The organism is Bartonella sp. CM86QHHN, assembly GCF_042194695.1.
In the GTDB taxonomy this organism is placed as follows: domain Bacteria; phylum Pseudomonadota; class Alphaproteobacteria; order Rhizobiales; family Rhizobiaceae; genus Bartonella.
Window position 1 is genome coordinate 232482 of record NZ_JBHIND010000060.1, and the last position, 24348, is coordinate 256829.

Consider the following 24348-nt stretch of genomic DNA (forward strand, 5'->3'; position numbering starts at 1 on the left):
GGGAGTTACTCATGTTAACACTAACCTAGCGCTCATACCTTATAATACAAGGTATATATTAGGAGTTCTTATGTCACAATACAATCCCACAACAGCGGATTTTGAAGCCCTTTTAACAGAATCTTTTCAAACTAATGATCTTAATGAAGGATCTGTTGTTAAAGGTCGTGTTATTGCAATCGAAAAAGACATGGCCATTATTGATGCTGGTCTTAAAGTCGAAGGACGTATTCCTCTCAAAGAATTTGGAGCTAAAGCAAAAGATGGTTCTTTGCAAGTTGGCGATGAAGTTGAGGTTTACATTGAACGCATTGAAAATGCGATGGGTGAAGCTGTTTTATCGCGTGAAAAAGCACGGCGCGAAGAAAGTTGGGTCCGTTTGGAGGAAAAATTCAATGCTGGTGCACGCGTTGATGGAGTGATCTTTAGCCAAGTAAAAGGTGGTTTTACAGTTGATCTTGATGGTGCCGTTGCTTTCTTGCCTCGCAGCCAAGTTGATATTCGTCCCATTCGTGATGTTTCACCCCTCATGCATAATTCACAGTCCTTTGAAATTTTGAAGATGGATCGTCGTCGTGGCAATATTGTGGTCTCACGCCGCACTGTTTTAGAAGAAAGTCGCGCTGAGCAACGTTCAGAAATCGTACAAAATCTTGAAGAAAATCAAATCGTTGAAGGTGTGGTGAAAAATATTACAGATTATGGTGCCTTTGTTGATCTTGGTGGGATTGATGGTCTCTTGCACGTTACAGATATGGCATGGCGGCGTGTTAATCACCCATCTGAAGTGCTCACAATTGGCCAAACGATTAAAGTGCAGATTATTCGCATTAATCAAGATACGCACCGTATTTCTCTTGGAATGAAACAGCTTGAAAGTGATCCTTGGGAAAGCATCAGTGTCCGGTATCCGATTGGTAAAAAAATTACGGGTGCTGTTACCAACATTACTGATTACGGTGGTTTTGTTGAAATTGAACCAGGAATCGAAGGGCTGATCCATGTTTCTGAAATGAGCTGGACAAAGAAAAATGTTCATCCTGGAAAAATTCTGTCTACATCACAAGAAGTAGAAGTGGTTGTTCTTGAGATTGATCCTTCTAAACGGCGTATTTCTCTTGGCTTAAAACAAACATTTGAAAATCCATGGGAAGCTTTTGCCAATAAATTTCCTGTCAATTCGCAAATTGAAGGAGAGGTTAAAAATAAAACAGAATTTGGTCTGTTTATTGGGCTTGAAGGCGATGTTGACGGTATGGTTCATTTGTCTGATCTTGATTGGAACCGTCCTGGTGAACAAGTTATTGATACTTATAATAAAGGCGATATCGTTAAGGCTGTGGTCCTTGATGTTGACATTGAAAAAGAGCGAATTTCTCTTGGAATTAAGCAGCTTTCCAGCGATAAAGTTGGAGAAGCAGCTGCTTCTGGCGAATTGCGAAAAGGTGCAGTTGTAACATGCGAAGTGATTGCTGTTAACGACAATGACATTGGTGTGAAATTGATTGACCACAACCTTGAGACAACCATTCGGCGTGCTGATCTTGCGCGTGATCGTGATGAGCAACGTCCTGAGCGTTTCGCAATTGGGCAAAAGGTTGATGCTCGCATCACAGCATTTGATAAAAAAACACGTAAAATTTCAGTATCGATTAAAGCTTTAGAAATTGCAGAGGAAAAAGAAGCTGTTGCACAATATGGTTCTACAGATTCAGGTGCTTCTCTTGGTGATATTCTGGGTGCAGCTTTGAAAAAACAAGAACAAGATTAATCATCAATCATTAAAGTTGGTTTTATTATTAAGGTCACTCATTAGGAGTGACCTTTTTATTTTATAAAAAAATTGTCTGCTTATTTTTAAATTATTGAAACAAAAATTATAAATGCTTGCAAATAAAAACAAAAAGTTTGTTTTTTGTCTAACAACGGTTCACTATTCAGATAAAATGCTTAAAATTTAAATAAAAAACAATGTAATTGAATAACAATGGGACACTATGACGTGCATAATACCTTTCATAAAGTGCTTTTTTTCTCAAAAAGAGAAAAAAGATCATTTTATTAATACGGATTTTCCTCTTCGTGCAATTTATAAGGTACAGGAAGATCTTTATAACTTAGGGCATGATATAGCTTCTGGTAAAGAAATTTTACTCCCTGAATATGAAGGAGTAGGAGATTTTCGCAAGAGATTGAATGAAAATGCTAAACTTATTCTTCATGCCTTTCATACCAGTGATTTTGCTGCTCGAAATGATGAAACCATCGCACCATCTGCTCAATGGCTCATTGATAATCATTACACCATTGATAAAACCATACAAAAGCTACGTCGTAATCTACCCAAGTCCTTCATAAAGCAACTTCCTCTTTCTACACACAAAGCCGGAATACCACGAATTTTTGCTTTAACTTGGCTTTATATTGCGCATACCGATAGCAGCTTTTCACAAGAAACACTCACTGCTATGACCAACGGATTTCAAGAAGTTTGTGCGCTCACAATTGGTGAATTGTGGGCTCTTCCTTCAGTTATGCAAATGCTGCTCATTGAAAATGTCCGTCGTCTTTCAGTACGTATCGAAAAAGCGCGACATATGCGCCATCTTGCTAGTCAAGTAGCTGATAAAATTTCTCTTGTAGAAAATAAAACAAATCTACACTCTCTTTTTACGCAGTATAAACCATTTACTGTTGATCCAACTTTTTCAGCACATTTATTCTATCGCCTGCGCAGTGCATCTGTCGATTCAACCGTAGCATTAACTTGGCTTGAAAAGCAATTGAAAAGCCAAGGCAGTAGCTTAGAGATTGCAACAGCTGATGAACATACCCGACAAGCAGCAGATGGTGTGACCATGGGAAATATTATCTGTTCTCTTAAAGCTATAGATGATGTTGATTGGACAGCATGGTTTGAAACAGTGAGTTGTGTCGATTCTATTTTGCGTAAAAATAGTGATTTTTCTGAAATTGATGCTCACTCACGCAATATTTATCGACAAGTCATTGAAAAAGTTTCTCGCTTTTCGCCTCTTAGTGAACTGGAAGTTGCACATAAAGTTGTAGAAATGGCAAATTCCACTTCTAAAGATATGCCTCATCATTCTTGTGTGGGGTGGTACCTTGTTGATGATGGTCGTGGCATATTTGAAAAGGCTTGTGGGTATATTCCGCCCTTTCTCATAAAATGGACACGCGCTTCCTGTTGCTCAAAATTGAGAGTCATCGCCGTTCCTGTCTCTCTTCTGACGCTTGCTCTTTTGCTGGTAATTTACGCCCTTTTACAGCTATCTGGCATGACACAATGGATGTCTTTTTGCTTTACTGGATTGGCGCTTTTTCCTGCTATCGATGCTGCTTTTGCTTTATTTAACACTGTTGTTTCGTGGTTTGTCCCATCAAAACAACTCATTGGTTATGAATATAAAGAAGGTATTCCAAAACATGCACGGACAATGGTTGTTGTACCTACTTTGATGACATCACGCGCTGACATTGATGAACAAGTGCGCAATCTTGAAGTGCACTATCTTTCCAATCCTAAAGGTGCCATTCATTTTGCACTCATTACAGATTGGGTGGATGCTCCATTGAGAGAAACGCAAGATGATCTTGATTTATTGCACTATGCGCAAAAGAGTATTGATAAACTCAATAGTCGTTATCATCGTGATGAACTTCCGCTTTTCTTCCTTTTACATCGCCGACGCCTTTATAATACAAGCGAAAAATGTTGGATGGGATGGGAACGAAAGCGAGGAAAACTTCATGAACTTAATCGGCTCTTAAGAGGCGATAAAAATACAAGCTTTTATCCTCCCAATCCACATCTTCCCATGGATTGCCGTTTTGTTATGACGCTGGATTGTGATACACGTCTTACTCCAGAGAGCGTCGCGAAACTTGTTGGAAAGCTTAACCATCCACTCAATTATCCCGTTTTTGATCCACAAAGTGGAAAGGTTGTAAAGGGCTATAGCATTTTACAACCACGCATTATTCCTTCTCTTACAACAGGAAAAAAAACATCAATTCTCCAACGGGTTTTTTCTATAAACCGTGGCATTGATCCTTATGTTTTTGCTGTTTCTGATACTTATCAAGATCTTTTAGGAGAAGGCACCTTTATCGGTAAAGGTCTTTATAATATTGATGCATTTGAACAAGCGCTTGATGGCAAAATTAAAGAAAATACTATTCTTAGCCATGATCTCTTAGAGGGAGGTTATGCTCGTACTGCTCTGGTAAGTAGCATAGAAGTCATTGAAGACTATCCAACCGCTTACAATATTGATGTTATGCGTTATCATCGTTGGGTCCGCGGTGATTGGCAGCTTTTGCCTTATCTTTTTCCCCACCGTCAAATAAGTTCCGTGACGCGTTGGAAAATGCAGGATAATTTACGTCGTTCTCTCACGCCACTTATGTGGTTAATCGCAGCATTTGCAGGATGGGCTTTTTTGTCTTTAAAGAGTGCAATCGTCTGGCAACTATTCTTGTTGTTTAGCTCCTTCATTTCACCCATTCTATGTGTATTAAAAACGCTTGTCTCATCCAATATAGATCATTCTTTGCGTGGACATTTTCAATTAATTTGGAACAAAATTGCTCTTACAAGCGCTGATATATTTCTTAAAACGACGTTTCTTGCTCATTCGGCGTATTTTATGACCGATGCGATTATTCGTACACTCTATCGTATGACGATTTCAAAACAGCATCTTCTTGAATGGAAAACTTCTGCCGCAACAAAATCAATACCCAATAGTTTGCGTTTCTATGTTTTTACAATGGCACCAGCATCGCTTATTGGTATTCTTACTATAGCACTCCCTCTTTTTTCTGATAGTTTTGCAAGCTTGGTTGCTTTGCCTTTTGGGATAGCATGGTTTTTTTCACCCTTCATTGCTTGGATTGTGAGTCAACCTTCAACCTTTCAAGATAGCCTTGATCTTTCTTCAAAAGATGAAAAAAAACTCCGTTCTATTGCACGTCGGACATGGCTTTATTATGCAACCTTTGTCAATGCACAAAACAACTATTTGCCTCCCGATAATTTTCAAGAAGATCCTGAACCTCTTGTTGCTCAACGTACATCGCCTACGAATATTGGGGTTTATCTCCTTTCTATTATTGCAGCACGTGATTTTGGCTGGATTGGTTTTGAAGAGACCATCACCCGTATTGAATGTACATTACGCTCTCTTACAAAAATGGAAAAGTTTCGTGGTCATCTCTATAATTGGTATGAAACGGATACACTCAGGCCTCTTTTACCTACTTATGTATCAACCGTTGATTCAGGAAATCTTGCCGGTCATTTGGTAACACTCTCTTCTGCTTTAAGTGAATGGGCTGAAAAACCGCCTCTTTTTTTCCAAAGTGATCGAGAAGGCTTATCGGATGTTCTTGCTATTCTTGAAGAAACTGTCAGAGAAATTCCAGATCATCAACCCAGTTTACGCTCTTTACGCCAAAAAATCGAAGAAAACATCACTCGTTTTCATGACTCTGTCTTCACTTTTTTAGAACAAGAAAATACGGTCCCTTCTCACATCATAGATCTTTCACTTGCAGCCCACGATATTGTGCACTTAGTCGGTGAACTTGACCACAAAATTCAAACGATAGAATCTGCTGGTGCGCTTTCTTGGGCTAAATGCCTTATCGACACCTGTAACGCTCATCATAATGATGCGACTGCTCATTGTGATACTGAAAAATTAAGTAAAAAACTAAACAGGCTGGCTATAATGGCACGGCAAATAGCCTTTGATATGAAATTTGACTTTTTAGAACAGCCTAAACGGCATCTCTTATCCATAGGATATCGTGTTCAAGAAAACAAACTCGATGAAAATTGTTATGACCTACTTGCTTCAGAAGCACGTCTTGCAAGCTTTTTTGCCATCGCAAAAGGAGATATAAAACTTAAACATTGGTTTCGTCTTGGTCGACTTCTCGTACCCATAGGTGGGAAAGGTGCACTCCTATCATGGTCTGGATCAATGTTTGAATATCTTATGCCATCTCTCGTAATGCATGAACCTTTAGGATCTCTCCTAGATCAAACAAATCGATTGATTATTCGTTGTCAAATACAATATGCCCATAAACGGGAATTGCCATGGGGTATTTCAGAAGCCGCATTTAATGCTCGCGATCATTTAATGAATTACCAATACGCTCATTTTGGTGTTCCAAACCTCGGACTCCAACGTGGTCTTTCACGCAATGCTGTCATTGCTCCCTATGCCAGCCTTCTAGCGGCACAATATGCTCCTGCTTGCGCTGTCGCTAATTTAAAACGACTCCGTGATCTTGGAGCTTTAGGAACATATGGTTATTATGACTCTGTTGATTTTACTCCAACACGTGTGAAAACAGGGGAAAAATACGCCATTGTACGCAATTATTATGCGCATCATCATGGCATGTCTATTCTTGCTCTTAACAATGTTATTTTTCAAGGGCGAATGCGTGATCGTTTTCACCGTGATCCCGTTATTGAAGCAACACAATTGCTCTTACAGGAAAGAGCGCCTCATCTCATTCCTATTATTCATACCAAAGCTGTTAATCGTATGCGCAATAAGTCTCAAGCATTTGACGCAGCCCCTTTGCGCATTATTACAAACCCGTTACTCAAACCACGAGCAACTTTACTTTTGTCTAATGGCTTTTATTCTACCATGTTAACAGCGAACGGTTCTGGTTACAGTCGTTGGCACGATTATGCGATTACGCGCTTTATTCCTGATGCAACAGAAGATCAACAAGGTACTTTATTCTTCTTACGTGATACGCATAGTGGACGGTGGTGGTCTGTTACTGGTGAGCCAACACGTGTTATTGAAGAAGACGCTGTCAGCATTTTTACAGATGAAAAGGCTGAATATACAAAAATGGTTGATGGTATTAAATCAACACTTGAATGTCTTATTACATCTGAAGGATGTGGCGAAGGGAGACGTATTCAACTGATGAATACGACAAATAAAGACCGACTCATTGAAGTGACTTCTTATGGTGAATTAGCACTTGCCACGATGGATACAGACCAAGTTCATCCTGTTTTTTCCCGTATGTTTATAGAGACAGAAATTACTGAAGAAGGTAAAACAATTTTTGCCAAAAGGCGCAAACGCTCGCCTAGTGACCCTGAAATCTATGTTGCTCATTTTGTTTCTAGTACAACAGATATTCTCCAAGAGACAGAAGCTGAAACAGATCGCTCTCTGTTTATTGGTCGGGGGCGATCCATTCATCGTCCTGCTGCATTTGACCAAAATGCTCGTTTCAGTAACAGTCAAGGTTGTGTTCTTGACCCTGTTATGTCATTGCGATGCCGTATAAAAATTCCAGCCCATGAAAAAGCAGAACTTATTTTTTGGACTTTTGCTGCTCATACAAAAGAAGCGCTAAATAATCATATTAAACATTATCGACAACCTGATATGTTTCAAAAAGAACTTTCAATGGCATGGACGCGCTCACAAGTCGCACTGTATCAGAGCGGAACCCAGCTTAAAGAAGCTATTGTCTATCAAAAATATGCAACACCACTTATTTATCCAGAAAGAACGTGGCGTCTTCCTTCTGAAATATTAGCAAAAACGCTAGGAAAACAGTCTAATCTTTGGCCCATGTCTATCTCAGGAGACAATCCACTCTGTCTTCTTAGATTAAATAACGAGGGAAATATAACTGTACTGCGCGAGCTCCTTAAAGCACATGAATATTGGCGTATGCGTGGACTCATTGTTGATTTGGTCATTCTTAATGAACAAACATTTTCTTATATACAAAGTACACAACGCGCTCTTGAGTGGGTCTGTGAATCTTATTATCACCACACGCAAAAAGCAGATGAACGCCAACATATTTTCATGCTTCGACGCGATCAAATGAGTGAACAGAGTTTTAAAACGCTTCTTGCATCAGCGCGTATCGTTCTTGATGCCCAAAATGGCTCTTTATCTGAACAACTTAAACGACTTGATGAGAATGATTTTAATCTCACAGTTCGTAAAAATTATCAAGAACCTTATGATCAATTAGACTTGCCAAGATATAACGAAGGACAGCAATTTACAACACAAACTGAACAAAATCTTTTTTCTTCCATTGGTCTTATTAGCCAACAAAAACCATCCTCTTTTCTCCCAAATGGAGAAGATCTAAGATATTGGAATGGTTACGGTGGTTTTAATCAGCACAATCATTATGTAATACGTCTTCATGGACGTACCACTACACCGCATCCGTGGATTAATGTCATTGCTAATCACAGATTTGGTTTTCATGTCTCTGCTGAAGGTGCAATTTTTACTTGGGCTAACAATAGCCGCGATTATCAACTAACTCCTTGGGCGAATGATCCAACGTCTAACCGACCAGGAGAAGCTCTTTATCTGGTTGATCGCCAGTCTTTAAAACGTTTCTCACCCGTTTCTACTGTTGAATGTGACGAAAATATTGTCTATGAGGCGTGTCATGGGTTTGGATTCTCAACTTTTAAATCAACACATTCAGAAATCGCATTAGAATTGACTCATACACTTGATCCCGAAAAACCTATTCGCTTTTCACGTCTTATCCTTACGAATGAAGGGAAAAAACCACGCAGTTTACGCCTTTATAATTATGTTGAATGGGTTTTGGGAAATGTCCGTACAAAATATGCCCCCTTTATTGTTTCCTCTTATGAGACCAGATGGGGTGCACATTTTATTCAAAATCCCTATCACATCGAGAAATCTCAACAAGTTACATTTTTATCAGCGTCCGAAATGCCAACCAGCACTACGACCAATCGCGCTGAATTTATTGGTGCAACGGGAACCGTAACACGTCCAAATGCGATCCGTAAAGCCGCTGCTCTTTCGAATACCATTGAAGCAGGATGTGATCCTTGTTCAGCATTCGCCTATGATATTGATCTTCAACCAGGGCAAACAAAAGAAATCATCTTCTATCTTGGCAGTGCTGAAAATAGGCAAGAAGCTGAAAAACTACTTGATCAAGCACGTGCAAGTGATTTTGAAATTCTGCTCACAAAACAAAAACAACAATGGAGTGATTTTGTTTCTCCTTTTCAAGTCAAAACACCTGATGCTTCTTTTAATCTTATGGTCAACCATTGGCTTCCTTATCAAATCTACGCATGCCGCATCATGGCACGCGCAGGCTTTTACCAAGCGAGTGGTGCATTTGGTTTTCGTGACCAGTTACAAGATAGCTTGTCTTTGTTATTGCTGGAACCACAATTAGCACGTGAACAATTGTTAAATGCAGCAGCGCACCAATTTCTTGAAGGTGATGTGCAACATTGGTGGTTGCCTGACACAAATGCTGGTGTTCGTACATACATTTCTGATGATATCGTTTGGCTTGCATATGCAACAGCTCTCTATGTCACTACCACTGGTGATGACGCTTTTCTTGATACGCTCATTCCTTTTATTGAAGGTGATGTTCTCAAAAGTGGGCAACAGGATGCTTATTTTCAACCCACCCAATCCCCAAAGGTTGCAACAGTTTATGAACATTGTGTTTTAGCTTTAGACCTTGCCATTAAACGCTGCGGACCACATGGTCTCCCTCTTATTTTAGGTGGGGATTGGAATGATGGCATGAATTTGGTCGGTGTGGAAGGAAAAGGCGAAAGCATTTGGTTAGGATGGTTTCTTGGGTACACATTACAAGCATTTATCTCTTTAGCCAAAAAACGTGGTGACAATAGCCATATGCAAATATGGAGTACGTACCTTGAACATTTAACAAAATCCCTAGAGAAAAATGGTTGGGATGGTGCTTGGTATCGACGTGGTTATTTTGATGATGGAACACCTCTTGGCTCTAAAATCAATGATGAATGTCAAATTGATACCATTGCTCAATCTTGGGCTGTCATTTCTCAAATGGCATCGCCTGAACGTCAAAAACAAGCAATGACATCAATGTTGGAACATCTCTATGATAAAAAAGGCGGACTCATTCGCCTTTTTTGGCCGCCTTTTGATAAAAGTACGCTCGAGCCTGGTTATATAAAAGGTTATCCTCCAGGAATTCGAGAAAATGGTGGTCAATACACGCATGGTGCCATTTGGAGTATTTTTGCGTTGGCTGAAATGGAACAAAACGATAAAGCTTATGCTTTATTTTCTATGATAAACCCAATTACCCACGGACAAGATCCTGAAATTTATCGTGTTGAACCTTATGTAATGGTCGCAGATATTTATGCTGTTGAACCACGATGTGGTCAAGGCGGTTGGACTTGGTATACAGGTTCAGCCGGTTGGTTTTATCGCGCCGCAACACAAGCTATTCTTGGAATACAGCGTCAGGGAGACCTATTGTTTTTGCAGCCACATTTACCCTCTATTTGGCCAAAATATGAAGCAACAATGAAGTTTTATGATGCCGTTTATTGCATTAAAGTAAAATGGGGACCTAAAAATATGCTCTATATTAATAGAAAAGAATATACCGAAGTTCATACAGGGATAAAGTTACAAAAAACAGGTCAGCATGAAATTATACGTATTGTCAAATCTTAAAGATTAAAGATGAAAAAAGAGAGCAGACTTTTTATTCTTGTCCAAAACTGTAGAGTTGTTATATTGCACCGCCTATATTAGCCGTGTTGGTGCATAATATTTTAGATTTTATGAAAATGAAAGAAAAAGGTTATGAATCATCCGGATATTGCTAGACGTGTTTACAATCACACTTGGAAACTTGATCCCATTATTCGGTCACTTCTTGATACGGATTTTTATAAGCTTCTAATGGTGCAGATGATTTGGGGGTTATATCCTAATGTTAATGTTACTTTTTCCCTCATAAATCGCTCTAAAACAATACGTCTTGTCGATGATATTGATGAGAGTGAATTGCGTGCCCAACTTGATCATGCTCTTAGTTTGCGCTTTACAAAAAAAGAAATGATTTGGCTTGCTGGTAATACATTTTATGGACGCAAACAAATTTTTGAACCGGATTTTCTTCAGTGGCTTGAGAATTTTCAACTTCCAGAATATGAACTCACCCGCAAAGATGGCCAATATATCCTTCATTTTCATGGACCCTGGGCCCATAGTTCCATGTGGGAAATTCCTGCCCTTGCTATTATTAGTGAATTACGTTCACGTGCTGCTCTCAAAAAACTAGATCGTTTTGCTCTTGATGTACTTTATGCGCGTGCTAAAGCAAAAATGTGGAGTAAAGTTGAACGTCTCAAAAAATTGCCTGATATTAAAATATCTGACTTTGGGACAAGGCGCCGCCATTCTTTTTTATGGCAGCGCTGGTGTGTGGAAGCATTAAAAGAAGGCATTGGTCATTCTTTTACTGGAACTTCTAATGTTCTTCTTGCCATGGATACGGATTTAGAAGCTCTTGGAACCAATGCACACGAATTGCCTATGGTTATTGCGGCTCTCAGCAACAACGATGATGAATTACGCAGAGCTCCGTATCAAGTCTTGCAAGATTGGAATCGTTATTATGGTGGAAATCTTCTCATTGTTTTACCTGATACCTTTGGTACAGAAGAATTTTTACGCAATGCACCAGATTGGGTCGCTGATTGGACGGGTTTCAGACCCGATAGTGCGCCTCCTATTGAAGGTGGTGAACGTATTATTCAATGGTGGAAAGAAAAAGGAAAAGATCCACGCAAAAAACTTTTAATTTTTTCTGATGCTCTTGATGTCAATACAATTGAAAAAACCTATCATCATTTCCATGGTAAAGTGCGCATGAGTTTTGGATGGGGCACGGATCTTACCAATGATTTTACAGGCTGTGCACCTCAGGAAATCGAAACTCTTGATGCTCTTTCCCTTGTTTGTAAGGTGACCTATGCCAATGGTCGACCAGCCGTAAAACTTTCAGATAATCCTGAAAAAACGATCGGTGATTCAAAAGAAGTACAACGTTATCTCAATTTTTTTGGTAATAAAAAGCGAATTGCTAGACCTATAAAAACATAGTTTCCGGTTCTTTAAAACAAGTATATTGATCCATCATATTGTTTATAAGATTGATTTTTGTCCTGCCTTAAAACGAGGATTTTTAACCTTTGCTGGTCTGTAAACAGTTCGGCTGTTTTTGAGCAGATTCTACTTGGCCTACCACGCATACGCTTCACTTACATAAGGCGCGATAGATAAGACTTAAAAATATTTACAACGCATTAAAAAAATACTTAACGTGCCAAGGAAGTTTAGCCAAGGAGATTTTCTCATTTTAACCCTGTTAAATCAAGCACACTCATCTCCTTGCATGTATGAAGGTTTTCAAGTTCTAAGGGTTATTGTTGTAGTTTGACAGTAGGTTTTATACTAAGTGGGAAGAGGTTGGATTAAGTAGGAATACGTGGTAATTTGTTGTTTTTATGTACAATTTTGACCATTCAATGCGCGTTTTATCAAAATAGATTTTGACACCTAAAATTGCAAAAATTACCGAAAATCAGAAAAAAGTGCGTTTCCATAAGTAAAAATGAGAAAAGGCTTTCAAAACCCTTTGAGAACATCTTTAAACTCTTTGAAAAAAATAAATTGGTACAAAATCTAGTGTCAAAATATACAAAACCAGATGACAAGCTATAATTGTAGCATTAGGAATTACTAAGGCAACATTGGAGGATGACAAATAGCATGGTGACTATTGGTGTGCATTTTGAAAGGCAAGGATGATGGTGCTCAAATAGATTTTATACATGTTACAGGAGATTTTACTTTATCCATGTATAGTCTGCTATTATGAAATGAGTAAAGCGTTGAGAAATGTTTCATTAAAAATAAATGTGTAAATAACATGATTTGGGAGACCTTTTGTTTTACGTGAGGGGCATGACTTCATTAAAAAACAGAGAATGCAATAATATTTTTATTTCGAATAAGCTTTATACAAAGACAGAGAAATTATTTATTCGCATATTATAATAAGAATGCGTGTATATATAAAACCATTTGAAAAACTCTGTTGTTTCTTATGAATTATTCTTAAGTTAATAACAGATGTAACATTAAAGATTGATATAATAGACCGGCTTCTTAACTGTATAAGTATAAAAATGATGGTGTTTAGTAAGCTTTGTATTATATCCTCATTAAGAGATATGAAAACAAACGAAATGTCTTTTAGAAAGAAATGACTATCATATCAATGACTTTTTAATGATGTATATGTAGAGATTCATACAAACATGCTTTACAAAAATAATGACTCTCTTCCATGAATGTGATTTATCATTGTTTACCAAGTGAGAACATTTTGAGTGTTCATAAAAATTATTTCACAAACATATTATTAATTAATTGCGTTCAAAAAGCTTGCTATTTCATATGCATTTTGGAAATGGAGAGCTTATATTCAAAACTTAAAAGTTCTCATAGTTTTTACAAATAAGTTGAAGCTAAAAAGAGTATCCCATAAAGCCTTTTTTATCATTAGGAAGATGGACGTGTTACAATATAAATGGCAATCAGCAATAATATAACCGCAACAAGTAAAGAAATCCACAAAGGAGGGTGTAGCATTACAAAAAAGGATAAAAATCCTCCTGTCATACTCATCATTGCAAAAACTTTAACGAATGGAGAGATTGCTTTTTTTTCTTCCCATCGCTTAATAGGGGGACCAAAAATACGATGATTATTCAACCATTGATGAAAACGTGGAGAAGAACGCGTAAAACACCATGAGGCAACCAATAAAAAAGGCACAGTTGGCATAATAGGTAATACGACACCGATAATACCTAATATAACCATCGCCCACCCTGCTATATAATAGCAGATACGTAAAGGGTGCGATATCTTCAAATCTTTTTTCATTTTCTCGTACTATTTTCCTCTACGCAAAACCCTATACAAAAACATTGTATCTGTTTTTTTCTGTTTACATGTCTGAGTGTACAATTACGCTCTATCCCTTCATGCGTAAGTGTCTTTGCTGTTATAAGTTCCTTGAAAATACCGAATAGCTTACACAATATTATAATCATTTTAAATGATTTCAAGAAATGAGAAAAAGTTTTAGAAAAAAATAAAAAGGCTGCAGAATAAATCAATGCAGCCTCTTAATTAAAATGCAGTGTTGGGGGGGAGAAAATTTACTGCATTCACCTGCTAGATATTAGGAGGAAAAATAATCTAGCAATCCGAACTCTAATTAAAATAAAAATGAGAAACAATATATAAAAATGCATGGCTGATATGCATGAATTTTAACACTTTCAAGTCTCTTGAACTGTGTTTCGACGAAAGAAAATCATCATGAAAATAGCCATAAAAATCAACGTCAAGATCAACACAATTGTGGAAGCAGAATCAGAGCCGATAAATAAGCTGAGATAAATCCCTAAAAAACCAGAAAAAGCTGCAACAAGTATCGCGATCATTAACATAAAAGAAAACCGCTTTGTGACAAGATAGGCAATTGCTCCTGGTGCTATCAGTAAAGAAATAACGAGTACGATACCTACAGCTTTCAAAGCCGCAACAATTGTAAGAGAAATCATCGTTAGCAGCGTATAGTGGAGTAGAGATATTGGTAACCCCATTGCACGTCCTTGAACTGTGTCAAAAATATACAGCATAAAGTCGCGCCATTTTGCTGCTAAAATAAAAGTGACAACAGCAGAAATGATTGCCGTCTGCGTTATATCAAGCCAGTTAACACCCAAGAGATTACCAAATAGAATATGATTCAAATCTAAGCTACTATAAATAGACGTGGCTAAAACAAGCCCCAAACCAAACATTGAAGAAAAGACCACACCCATCACCGTGTCCTGTTTGATACGGCTATTGCTCCCTAAAAAACCCGTTAATAGTGCACACACCATTCCTGCAACAAAAGCACCGCAAGTAATCAAAGTCATTGTAATATTCTCTGGACGCATATGCTGAAACCAAGCAAATGGCAAAGAAGTTAAAAATGCGATTACCCATGGTGTTGTCATATAACCAACAACAACACCTGGAAAAACTGCATGAGAAATGGCATCGCCTAACAGCGCCCATCCTTTCAAAATAAGAAAACAGGAAAGCATCGCCATGGGAATAGAAAGAATCATGACAATAAGCATACCCTTAAGCATAAAAGAAAACTGAAACGGAAGCAGTAATTGATCAATCATGATAATATTACACCCTTTTTTGCCGCATTTATGCGTAAGCGCGCAGCAATAAACCCATGTTTAGGAGCAAAAATAAAAGCCAAAACAAATAAAGATGCTTGAAAAAGCACTACAACCCCCCCCGTTTGTGCATTCAAAAAATAACTCACATAAACACCCAAGACACTTGTGAAGGTTCCAATTACAACTGCAATAACCAAGATGTTTACGAAACGATCACTTAAAAGATAGGCCGTTGCCCCAGGTGTCACAACAAGACAAATGACTAAGAACGCTCCAACGGTTTGCATCGCAGCAACGGTACAAGCGGCAAGCAATGTGAAAAAGAGAATCTTTAAAAATTTTACGTTTAATCCAATGGCATGCGCATGCGTTTCATCAAATAACGAAACAAGAAGATCTTTCCATTTCAAAAGCAATATAAGCAACGAAACAAAGCCGATAAAAGCCAATTGTAGAATATCTGTTGAACTCACTGCTAAAATATTTCCCAAAACAATCGTATCAATATTAACAGCCATTGGTTTTAATGATTTGAGAAACAACCCAAAGGCAAAAAAGGAAGAAAAAATGAGCCCAATAATGGTATCTTCTTTAAGCTTTGTCCGGTGGTTAAAAAAGAGCATTGCTGCTGCTGCAAGACCACCAGAAAAAAAAGCGCCGAGTGAAAAAGGTAACCCTAAAAGGTAAGCTCCTGCTACACCAGGAACAATTGAATGGGAAAGTGCATCACCAATCAATGACCAACCTTTTAACATCAAAAAAGCTGAAAGAAAGGCACAAACACACCCAACTAACCCAGAAACCCACATTGCATTCACCATATATTGATAGCTCAGTGGCTCAAGCAACCAAGAAATCATGCAACGTGCTCCACTCTTTCAATATCTTCACAAACGGCAGACTGCTTTCTTCCCATGAAAACATCATTTTTTTTTGTGGTTTGAAGATCAAAAATATGGTGATGCAAAGACCCTCCAAAAGTTTTCTCCAGATTTTCCTTTGTAAAGATTTTTTCTGTTAACCCAGAAGCTAAAACAGTACCTTTTATTAAAACTGTATGATCACAAAATTCGCGAACAGAACCCAAATTGTGAGTTGAAACCAAGATCACTGCTCCTTCTTTACGGAGATCTTGTAACAAAGCAATGATTTTATCTTCTGTTGTAACGTCAACCCCTGTAAACGGCTCATCTAATAAAATAGCTTTTGCTTTCTGTGCAAGAGCGCGCGCTAGGAAAACACGCTTTTTCTGTCCACCAGAAAGTTCTCCAATTTGGCGCTTGGCAAAAGCCAACATATCAACGCGTTCTAAGGCAATACGAACGGCTTCATAATCTTGTGTACAGGCATAGCGAAAGAAATTCATATGACCGTACCGCCCCATCAATACAACATCTTCAACCAAGACAGGAAAATTCCAATCAACATCTTCACTTTGAGGAACATAAGCAATAAGATTTTTTTTCAAAGCTATATCAACGGGCAAATCAAACATACGAATTTTTCCCTTTGAGGGGCGTACAAACCCCATAATCGCTTTAAATAACGTTGATTTACCGGATCCATTAACACCAACCAATGCCGTAATAGAACCCTTTGGACTTTCAAAATTCACTTCGCGTAAAGCTGTATGTCCATTACGATATGTTACCGTTACTCCTTGGGCAAAAATTCCACATTCCGTCATTGGTTTTTTACTCCCTCTACTAAAGCATTGCTAATACGCCCACTCGTGACACGTAATAAATCAATATAAGTGGGTACCTCACCATTTTTCTCACTTAAAGAATCAACATAGAGAACACCACCGTATTTAGCCCCTGTTTCTCTGGCAACCTGCTTAGCAGGCGCAGGGGAAATAGTGCTTTCAGAAAAAACTGCATGAATATTGTATTTGCGAACCATATCAATAACATGCTTGACTTGCTGTGGTGTTCCTTGTTGGTCAGCATTGATGGGCCATAAATAAAGTTCTTTTAGATCAAAATCACGCGCCAAATAGCTAAAAGCCCCCTCACTGGTCACAAGCCAACGCTTATCTTGCGGTACGGCTTCTAATTCAGCCCTAATTGGATCAATCGTTTCACGAATTTTCTGTTTATAAATTTCAGCATTCTGTTTATAAATTTCAGCATGTTCAGGGTCATATTTTACAAAAGCATCGCGAATATTATCAACGTAAATCAAAGCAGAGGTCGGTGACATCCACGCATGAGGATTGGGTTTACCGCTAAAGGGGCCCTCACCAATTTTAATGGGTACAATACCTTTTGAAACAACAACACTTGGAACATCCTTGATATTTTGAAAAAACTTTTCAAACCAAAGCTCTAACTCTAAACCATTCCACAATACAAGGTTAGCTCCCTGAGCACGCATAAGATCGCGTGGGGTGGGTTGATATTCATGAATTTCCGCACCTGGTTTTGTAATGGATTCAACATCAGCGGCATCACCTGCTACATTGCGTGCCATATCAGCAATGATAGTAAATGTCGTAACAGCTTTAAATTTACCAGCACACAAAGCAAAATTGGGTGTAAAAAAAATAACACTTCCCAAAACTATGGTGAAAAACGTTCTTACGTTCATTGATTCTCTCTTTTCTTTATATGCCTTCTTTTTATTGCAAATAATTTGCATTATCATTTAGCAATAGCAGTTATCTTTTACGTTTGCAATGAAGGATTAAGAGAAAAAATAACTTTTCAAGATGTTTGAAAACAGTTTTTTCATATTGAAAAAATTGATGATTTAAGCAGCTTGTTTTGGTAAGGAGGTCCCCTTTCAAGAAGTTCTATAGCTCTTGAATGCCAAACAAAAAGGGAGCACTCAAAAATGCTCCCACTTCATGTAAAATATCTCATAAAAAATGAGAATACTCAGTAGCGTAAATATGCACCTGTCATTTTGGTAACATTATCCACGATCTTTGAGGCAAGCTTTTCTAAATCTTCATCTGTTAGAGTCCGTTCTATGGGCTGAATAGTTACTTCAATTGCAACAGATTTTTTATCTTCACCAAAGCTTAAATCTTCAAAAATATCAAAAACCTGCACTGAATGAATAAGTTTTTTATCGGCTCCACTTGCCGCCCGAATAATAAGAGAAGAGGCAACAGTTTTATCCGCTATAAAGGCAAAATCACGCCGCACCATTTGAAAAGGTGAGAGTTTCAAAGGAGGACGGCTTTTGGTCGTTTTTTTCTTTGATTCTGGAATTCGATCTAGAAAAATTTCAAAGCCGCATAAAGGGCCACTGACATCTAACTTTTCTAATGTAGCAGGATGAAAAACACCAAAAAAACCAAGAATAATCTTTGATCCAAGTTTTATGACACCTGAACGACCAGGATGATACCAATCCGGTGCTCCAACTTCAATCTGCACTTTCCCAACATCCATATCGCATGCTTCTAAAATAGCTAAAGCATCTGCTTTGGCATCAAAAACATCAACGACGGTTGCATTTCCATTCCAAAAACGCCCAGCCCCTTTAAATTGCTCTGTTCCGCGACGAATTCCACTAACAACACGGTGTTGTTTATCAGGGGTGTCGCCCTCATAAATACTTGAAACTTCAAACAAAGCAAGATCGGAAAAACCACGATCAGCATTTCTTTGTGCCGCCATAATCAAGCCAGGTAAAAGGGAAGGACGCATCATTGACATATCAGCAGCAATAGGATTAACTAATTTAAGCTCTTCTTGACCTCCTCCAAAAGCAAGAGCTTGATTTTCAGAAATAAAAGACCATGTCACCGCTTCTTTCATACCACGTTGCACTAGAGCCAAACGTGTAGCACGTGAACGAATTTGTGCGCATGTTAAAATTTGATCTTTTCCTTCTGCAAAGTTTTCCAAAGGAATAGGTTTAATTTTATCTAACCCATAAATTCTCATAACCTCTTCCACCAAATCTGCTTTACCCATAATATCAGGGCGCCATGATGGTACTTTTACCGTAATAACATCTCCTTTTCCTTCAACAAAAAATCCAAGTTTTGTTAAAATAGAGATGACTTTTTCAGGTTCTATTTCCAAATTTGTTAAACGTTTAATTTCAGAAAAAGGAAAAGCGATCTGTTTGATTTCTTGTTGCTGATAGCCAACGATCCTCTTTTTAGATACTTCACCACTACAAAGACGTAAGACCAATTCTGTTGCAATCTCAAGTCCTGTGTCTATAAAAGCCGGATCAACACCTCGTTCAAATCGATAACGTGCATCACTGATAAGACCTAATGCTCTTCCTGTTTCTGCAATGCTTCGCGCATCCCAAAGCGCCGATTCAATAATAACGCGATGTGTTGTTTCATCACAACTCGTTCTTTCTCCGCCCATGATACCGGCAATCGAAACAACCCCCTCGTCATCTGCAATGACACAATTCTTAGGGCCCAGATGATAGATTTTCCCGTTCAGTGCTTGAAGCTGTTCTCCTTCACGCGCACGACGTACACACAAATTACCTTTAATTTTATCTGCATCAAAAACATGGAGCGGACGACCAAGGTCAAAACTGATGTAATTGGTCATATCAACAAGCGCATTAATCGGTCTCAGACCAATTGCATTCAAACGCTGTTGCATCCACTGTGGTGATGCACCATTTTGAACATTGCGCGCTTCACGCCAAGCAAAACCTAAACATAATGATGAATCTTGCGAAAAATCTAATGAAACATCGAGAGGTGTTTCAAAGGAAGGATCAAATTTTGACAAGGATAATTCTTTTAATTTTCCCATTTCAGCGGCAGCAAGATCACGTGCAATACCACGAACACCTGTGCAATCGGAACGATTAGGGGTCAAACCAATATCAATAACCGGATCATCTAAACCAGCATAAGCTGCAAATGAACCTCCAATAGGTGCATCTTCTGGAAGTTCAATAATCCCATCATGCTCATTTGATAATTCAAGCTCTGCTTGCGAACACATCATCCCAAAACTTTCAACACCTCGGATTTTTCCTACAGATAATGTTACATCAAGTCCTGGAATATAAGTGCCTGGTAGTGCCAGAACACCAATAAGACCTGCGCGTGCATTTGGTGCTCCACAGACAACTTGAACAGGTGTGGAAGTCCCTGTATCGACGGACAGAATCTGGAGTTTATCTGCATCAGGATGCTTTATTGCTGTTAAAACTTTTGCAATCACAAAACCTTTTAAAGAAGACCGATCATCAACGTAATCAACCTCAAGACCTATAGCGGTTAATTTTTCACAAATTTCATTCAAAGATGCATTTGTTTCTAAGTGATCTTTTAACCAGGACAATGTAAACTTCATTTTAAAACCTCACATGAAAGCGATGACTAAGATCACACATTTCTATTAGGAAAAAAAGCAGGCATATCAAAGCAACGAAAGCCATAATGGTCTAACCAACGCAGGTCAGCATCAAAAAAAGCCCGCAAATCAGGCATACCGTATTTCAACATGGCAATACGATCAATGCCCATGCCCCATGCAAAACCTTGATATTCATCTGGATCTAAACCAACATTTTTCAACACCTGGGGATGCACCATTCCGCATCCTAAAATTTCCAACCAATCCTGTCCTTCTCCGAACTTTACTTCTGAACCAGAACGATCACATTGAATATCTACCTCCATAGATGGTTCGGTAAAAGGGAAAAAAGAGGGACGAAAACGCATTTTTACAGAGGGAACTTCAAAAAATGCTTTACAAAAAGTTTCATGCAGCCACATCATATGTGCAATGGTGGAGGTTTTATCGATGACAAGACCTTCTACCTGATGGAACATGGGAGAATGTGTTGCATCCGAATCCATGCGGTAAGTTTTTCCAGGAATAATGATCCGTATCGGTGCTTTTTGTTTTTCTAGTGTGCGAATTTGTACGGGTGATGTATGGGTTCGCAATAATTTTCGTTCTCCCATTTTATCAACATCAAAAAAGAAGGTATCATGCATTTCACGCGCTGGATGCCCTTCAGGAAAATTCAATGCTGTAAAATTATAATAATCTGTTTCAATATCAGGTCCCTCTGCAAGAGAAAAACCCAACTTTGTATAAATGGCAATAATTTCCTCAATCACTTGTGAAATAGGATGAATGCGTCCCCGTTCTATAGGTGAAGAGCGAACAGGCAAGGTAACATCAACTGTTTCACGAGAAAGACGGGCATCCATTGCCTGTCTTTTCAGAAGATCACGCTTTTGTGCCCATAATTCTAAAATGCGATTTTTTAATCCATTAAGAACTGGTCCAACTTTATGGCGCTCGCCAGCATCCATTTTTCCTAATTCTTTTAATTTTTCAGAGATACTACCTTTTTTACCCAATGCTGCAATACGCACTTCTTCAAGTGCTTGTTCATCACCTGCTGCCTCTAAGGCTAAACAAATTTCTTGTTCCAGACGCTCAATATCATTCATATTTTTGCCTATTTTTTAATAAAGAAAAACCCGCACTCGCAATAGCCAGCACGGGACCTCGAATAAATGAATGCTTTAAGAGAACACGACTGGCTTATTTGACAGCGCCTTCGAAAGCATTAGGTGTCGTATCTTTTAAATATTCTAAAGCTTTTTTTGCCGAAGCTACTAAAGCAGAAAATGCTTCTGCCTCATGGATTGCTATATCTGAAAGAACCTTACGATCAACCTCAATACCGGCTTTTGATAAGCCATCAATAAAACGTCCATAAGTTAAACCTTCTGCGCGAACAGCCGCATTAATTCTCTGAATCCACAAAGCACGGAAAGTACGTTTCCTATTTTTGCGATCACGATAAGCGTATTGCTTTGAACGATCAACCGCTGCTTTAGCTGCACGAATGGTATTTTTACGACGACCGTAAAAACCTTCAGCCTGTTTAAGAACTTTTTTGTGCTTAGCGTGTGCTGTCACACCTCTTTTCACACGAGCCATATTATAATCTCCTCAAAATCAAAAGCGTAAGGTTTAAATACCATTCGGCAAATAATGCTGAATGACTTTTTTAGCATCTTGTTCACACAAAACCATTGTTCCACGTGCATCGCGAATAAATTTATTCGAACGCTTAATCATGCCGTGGCGCTTACCGGCAGCTGCTACTTTAATTTTGCCTGACGCAGTGATTTTAAACCGCTTTTTAGCGGATGATTTGGTCTTCATCTTGGGCATTTTGCTACTCCGTACATTAATTTATTCAATCAAACATTTTATTCACTCAAGCGGACCAACGCTTGAACAAGCATTTAAACAGCCACGGCATGCCCTGCCGGGCGGCTCTTAAAGACGTTTTCATAAGCTAGTATACACAAAATAGCAAGACCGTATTACAAAAAAATCGGCGCTCCATTGCCTTGAAGCTCAACCAAAGGTGCTGGAATTGCATTTGTTTTGATGGCTGCTTTACATAAATCGGCAATAATGCATTGCGTACATTGTGGTTTACGGGCTTGACAAATATAGCGACCATGTAAAATCAGCCAATGATGCGCATGGCGAATATAATGAACCGGTATAATCTTTAATAATTTTTTCTCAACAATTTCTGGTGTTTTTCCAGGCGCCAAACCAAGACGATTGCTTAAGCGAAAAATATGTGTATCTACTGCCAATGTAGGCTGACCAAAAGCAACATTCAAGACCACATTAGCCGTTTTGCGCCCCACTCCAGGAAGGGCCATGAGTGCTTCACGCGTATCGGGTACTTGACCGCCATAATAATCAATTAAACAGTTGCAAAGCGCATAAACATTACGTGCTTTTGCACGCCAAAGGCCAATTGAACGGATATGATTTGCTATTTCTTCTTCCCCTAATGCAACCATTTTTTCCGGTTGATCAGCAAGGCAAAATAATTCTTTTGTCGCTTTATTAACGCTTACATCTGTCGCTTGAGCCGAAAGCACAACGGCAACTAAAAGTGTAAAAGTATTTATGTAGTTAAGATCACTCTTAGGTGTTGGGCGTTGCACAGAAAAACGGCGAAATATTTCCGCAATTTCATCTTTATTATACAATATACTAGATAAATTTCGCACCTTTGATAATTTTATGTTACTTTGAGGCATTGAACTCTCTTAAATCTTCTCTCTTGAAGTTATCATTCACGCTCGCCATATGAGAGGAGTGCAGCGAACACTTTTATAGAGTTTGGTCAAGTAAAGCCGTTTTAAAGAGGATACTCATGAATGACACATGTGACGCCTTTCTCCAATCCTTTTCTTTTAGGGTTTGAAACCGTAGAAAAAATATTGCAACGTATCGGTAAAGCTGATGAGGCTTACCCAGCCTATAATATTGAACGTTTGCATAAAAGTGATGATGCAAATCATATCCGGATAACTTTGGCTGTTGCTGGATTTAAGATTAACCATCTTAATATTTTACTCGATGATAATCAATTGGTTATTCATGGTAAACAAACAGACAACCAAAATCATCAATATTTATATCGCGGTATAGCTGCGCGACAATTCCAGCGAACCTTTGTTCTCGCGGAAGGGATGCATGTTACAAATGCAGAGTTGAAAAATGGTCTTTTATCAATTAATCTGTATCAACCAAAATTAAAAAAAGAAATAAAACAGATTCCAATTAAAGTCAGTAGTGGTGAGTCATAAAAGTTAAGGCGTAAAGGAACAGTGAAATGGGAGAACACAAACAAAACTTGTCGTTTCAGAACACATCCTACTCTGATGCGGGACAGATTGCCTATTTAAAAAAAGTTTGTACAGATGATCTGGCTAAAAACTTTCCAGATCTTCCACCGATGACCCCAGGCATTACGATATGGGCTCTCTTTGGTGAAACAGGTTATCCTATCATTTTATCCGATGAGCGTTCTATCGCCCTTGCTGGAGCCAATGAGCATGAACTACAAATTGTAACTCTGCACTAGATTACCTTACGAGAAAAAGCTGTACTCTTTATAAATTCTATCTGTTTTTTCGTAAAGGGTGTAATGTGAGTTATAATTAGATTAAGTATTGATTTATATTCATAATTAATTTTTTACAACTGGAATGAGAGTCCCGAATATCATAAGGTTCTCTCATTTGAGGTCTTCTTATATTGAAACAATTAAAGTCACTTGCTTGATGTCATAAGCAGGGAGAGCCATGTGGATAAAAACACTTGAAGAAAGGAATAAAAATATCTCTTTTTAATTGTCTCAATTACCAAGGACGTTCACGATATGGGGATAAAAAA

At 38.4% G+C, this 24348-nt stretch carries 15 protein-coding genes; 5 read left to right on the forward strand and 10 right to left on the reverse strand.

The annotated features are described in order from the left end of the window. Positions 1–70: 70 nt before the first annotated feature. From rpsA to pncB, 3 genes are all read left to right on the forward strand, one after another. The gene (rpsA, locus tag ACFIKX_RS06835; protein WP_026500132.1) at positions 71–1771 is read left to right on the forward strand and encodes a 30S ribosomal protein S1; all 1701 of its coding nucleotides are present in this window, start codon (positions 71–73) and stop codon (positions 1769–1771) included. Between the two features lie 226 nt (positions 1772–1997). Next, positions 1998–10568 carry a GH36-type glycosyl hydrolase domain-containing protein gene (locus ACFIKX_RS06840; protein ID WP_375628469.1) on the forward strand — a complete coding sequence of 2857 codons (8571 nt, stop codon included), beginning with the start codon at positions 1998–2000 and terminating at the stop codon, positions 10566–10568. Between the two features lie 132 nt (positions 10569–10700). After that, positions 10701–12005: a nicotinate phosphoribosyltransferase gene (gene pncB / locus ACFIKX_RS06845; protein WP_375628467.1), complete on the forward strand. Its 1305-nt coding sequence runs from the start codon at positions 10701–10703 to the stop codon at positions 12003–12005. 1464 nt (positions 12006–13469) lie between these two features. On the opposite strand, the gene ACFIKX_RS06850 is transcribed toward pncB, so the two are convergent. From ACFIKX_RS06850 to nth, 10 genes are all read right to left on the reverse strand, one after another. Then, positions 13470–13856 carry a YbaN family protein gene (locus ACFIKX_RS06850; protein ID WP_375611405.1) on the reverse strand — a complete coding sequence of 129 codons (387 nt, stop codon included), beginning with the start codon at positions 13854–13856 and terminating at the stop codon, positions 13470–13472. Positions 13857–14257: 401 nt separating this feature from the next. Beyond that, entirely contained in the window at positions 14258–15163 is a 906-nt protein-coding gene (locus tag ACFIKX_RS06855) for a metal ABC transporter permease (protein WP_273790250.1), read from the reverse strand. Next, positions 15160–16026 (reverse strand): metal ABC transporter permease, encoded by an 867-nt coding sequence (locus tag ACFIKX_RS06860; RefSeq protein WP_375611406.1) that lies wholly within the window; start codon positions 16024–16026, stop codon positions 15160–15162. Before ACFIKX_RS06860 ends, ACFIKX_RS06855 begins: the two co-directional genes overlap by 4 nt. Beyond that, positions 16023–16853 carry a manganese/iron ABC transporter ATP-binding protein gene (locus tag ACFIKX_RS06865; protein WP_375628464.1) on the reverse strand — a complete coding sequence of 277 codons (831 nt, stop codon included), beginning with the start codon at positions 16851–16853 and terminating at the stop codon, positions 16023–16025. The genes ACFIKX_RS06860 and ACFIKX_RS06865 overlap by 4 nt, the downstream gene beginning before the upstream one ends. Next, positions 16850–17758 carry a metal ABC transporter substrate-binding protein gene (locus ACFIKX_RS06870; RefSeq protein ID WP_375628462.1) on the reverse strand — a complete coding sequence of 303 codons (909 nt, stop codon included), beginning with the start codon at positions 17756–17758 and terminating at the stop codon, positions 16850–16852. Before ACFIKX_RS06870 ends, ACFIKX_RS06865 begins: the two co-directional genes overlap by 4 nt. A gap of 290 nt (positions 17759–18048) precedes the next feature. After that, positions 18049–20463: a phenylalanine--tRNA ligase subunit beta gene (gene pheT, locus ACFIKX_RS06875; protein ID WP_375628460.1), complete on the reverse strand. Its 2415-nt coding sequence runs from the start codon at positions 20461–20463 to the stop codon at positions 18049–18051. Between the two features lie 32 nt (positions 20464–20495). Next, on the reverse strand, positions 20496–21578 hold the full coding sequence (gene pheS / locus ACFIKX_RS06880; RefSeq protein WP_375612817.1) for a phenylalanine--tRNA ligase subunit alpha: 1083 nt from the start codon (positions 21576–21578) through the stop codon (positions 20496–20498). Between the two features lie 94 nt (positions 21579–21672). Further along, the gene (gene rplT, locus ACFIKX_RS06885) at positions 21673–22074 is read right to left on the reverse strand and encodes a 50S ribosomal protein L20 (protein WP_012754515.1); all 402 of its coding nucleotides are present in this window, start codon (positions 22072–22074) and stop codon (positions 21673–21675) included. A 33-nt stretch (positions 22075–22107) separates the two neighbouring features. Further along, positions 22108–22311, reverse strand: a complete 204-nt coding sequence (rpmI, locus tag ACFIKX_RS06890) for a 50S ribosomal protein L35 (protein WP_183193590.1) — start codon at positions 22309–22311, stop codon at positions 22108–22110. Positions 22312–22466: 155 nt separating this feature from the next. Further along, positions 22467–23207, reverse strand: coding sequence for an endonuclease III (nth, locus tag ACFIKX_RS06895; RefSeq protein ID WP_375612818.1), 741 nt, complete (start codon positions 23205–23207; stop codon positions 22467–22469). A gap of 120 nt (positions 23208–23327) precedes the next feature. On the opposite strand from nth, the gene ACFIKX_RS06900 reads away from it, so the two are divergent. Together ACFIKX_RS06900 and ACFIKX_RS06905 are read left to right on the forward strand one after the other, a co-directional pair. Continuing rightward, a complete protein-coding gene (locus tag ACFIKX_RS06900) occupies positions 23328–23759 on the forward strand; it encodes an Hsp20 family protein (protein WP_375612819.1) in 432 nt (143 codons plus the stop codon). 26 nt (positions 23760–23785) lie between these two features. Further along, on the forward strand, positions 23786–24037 hold the full coding sequence (locus ACFIKX_RS06905) for a DUF1150 domain-containing protein (RefSeq protein WP_012754519.1): 252 nt from the start codon (positions 23786–23788) through the stop codon (positions 24035–24037). The last annotated feature ends 311 nt before the right edge of the window (positions 24038–24348 follow it).

What these genes read in the sequence shown, in the direction of transcription:
- rpsA (WP_026500132.1), top strand. Translation starts at nt 71, where the DNA reads ATGTCACAATACAATCCCACAACAGCGGATTTTGAAGCCCTTTTAACA.
- ACFIKX_RS06840 (WP_375628469.1), top strand. Translation starts at nt 1,998, where the DNA reads ATGACGTGCATAATACCTTTCATAAAGTGCTTTTTTTCTCAAAAAGAG.
- pncB (WP_375628467.1), top strand. Translation starts at nt 10,701, where the DNA reads ATGAATCATCCGGATATTGCTAGACGTGTTTACAATCACACTTGGAAA.
- ACFIKX_RS06850 (WP_375611405.1), bottom strand. Translation starts at nt 13,856, where the DNA reads ATGAAAAAAGATTTGAAGATATCGCACCCTTTACGTATCTGCTATTAT.
- ACFIKX_RS06855 (WP_273790250.1), bottom strand. Translation starts at nt 15,163, where the DNA reads ATGATTGATCAATTACTGCTTCCGTTTCAGTTTTCTTTTATGCTTAAG.
- ACFIKX_RS06860 (WP_375611406.1), bottom strand. Translation starts at nt 16,026, where the DNA reads ATGATTTCTTGGTTGCTTGAGCCACTGAGCTATCAATATATGGTGAAT.
- ACFIKX_RS06865 (WP_375628464.1), bottom strand. Translation starts at nt 16,853, where the DNA reads ATGACGGAATGTGGAATTTTTGCCCAAGGAGTAACGGTAACATATCGT.
- ACFIKX_RS06870 (WP_375628462.1), bottom strand. Translation starts at nt 17,758, where the DNA reads ATGAACGTAAGAACGTTTTTCACCATAGTTTTGGGAAGTGTTATTTTT.
- pheT (WP_375628460.1), bottom strand. Translation starts at nt 20,463, where the DNA reads ATGAAGTTTACATTGTCCTGGTTAAAAGATCACTTAGAAACAAATGCA.
- pheS (WP_375612817.1), bottom strand. Translation starts at nt 21,578, where the DNA reads ATGAATGATATTGAGCGTCTGGAACAAGAAATTTGTTTAGCCTTAGAG.
- rplT (WP_012754515.1), bottom strand. Translation starts at nt 22,074, where the DNA reads ATGGCTCGTGTGAAAAGAGGTGTGACAGCACACGCTAAGCACAAAAAA.
- rpmI (WP_183193590.1), bottom strand. Translation starts at nt 22,311, where the DNA reads ATGCCCAAGATGAAGACCAAATCATCCGCTAAAAAGCGGTTTAAAATC.
- nth (WP_375612818.1), bottom strand. Translation starts at nt 23,207, where the DNA reads ATGCCTCAAAGTAACATAAAATTATCAAAGGTGCGAAATTTATCTAGT.
- ACFIKX_RS06900 (WP_375612819.1), top strand. Translation starts at nt 23,328, where the DNA reads ATGACACATGTGACGCCTTTCTCCAATCCTTTTCTTTTAGGGTTTGAA.
- ACFIKX_RS06905 (WP_012754519.1), top strand. Translation starts at nt 23,786, where the DNA reads ATGGGAGAACACAAACAAAACTTGTCGTTTCAGAACACATCCTACTCT.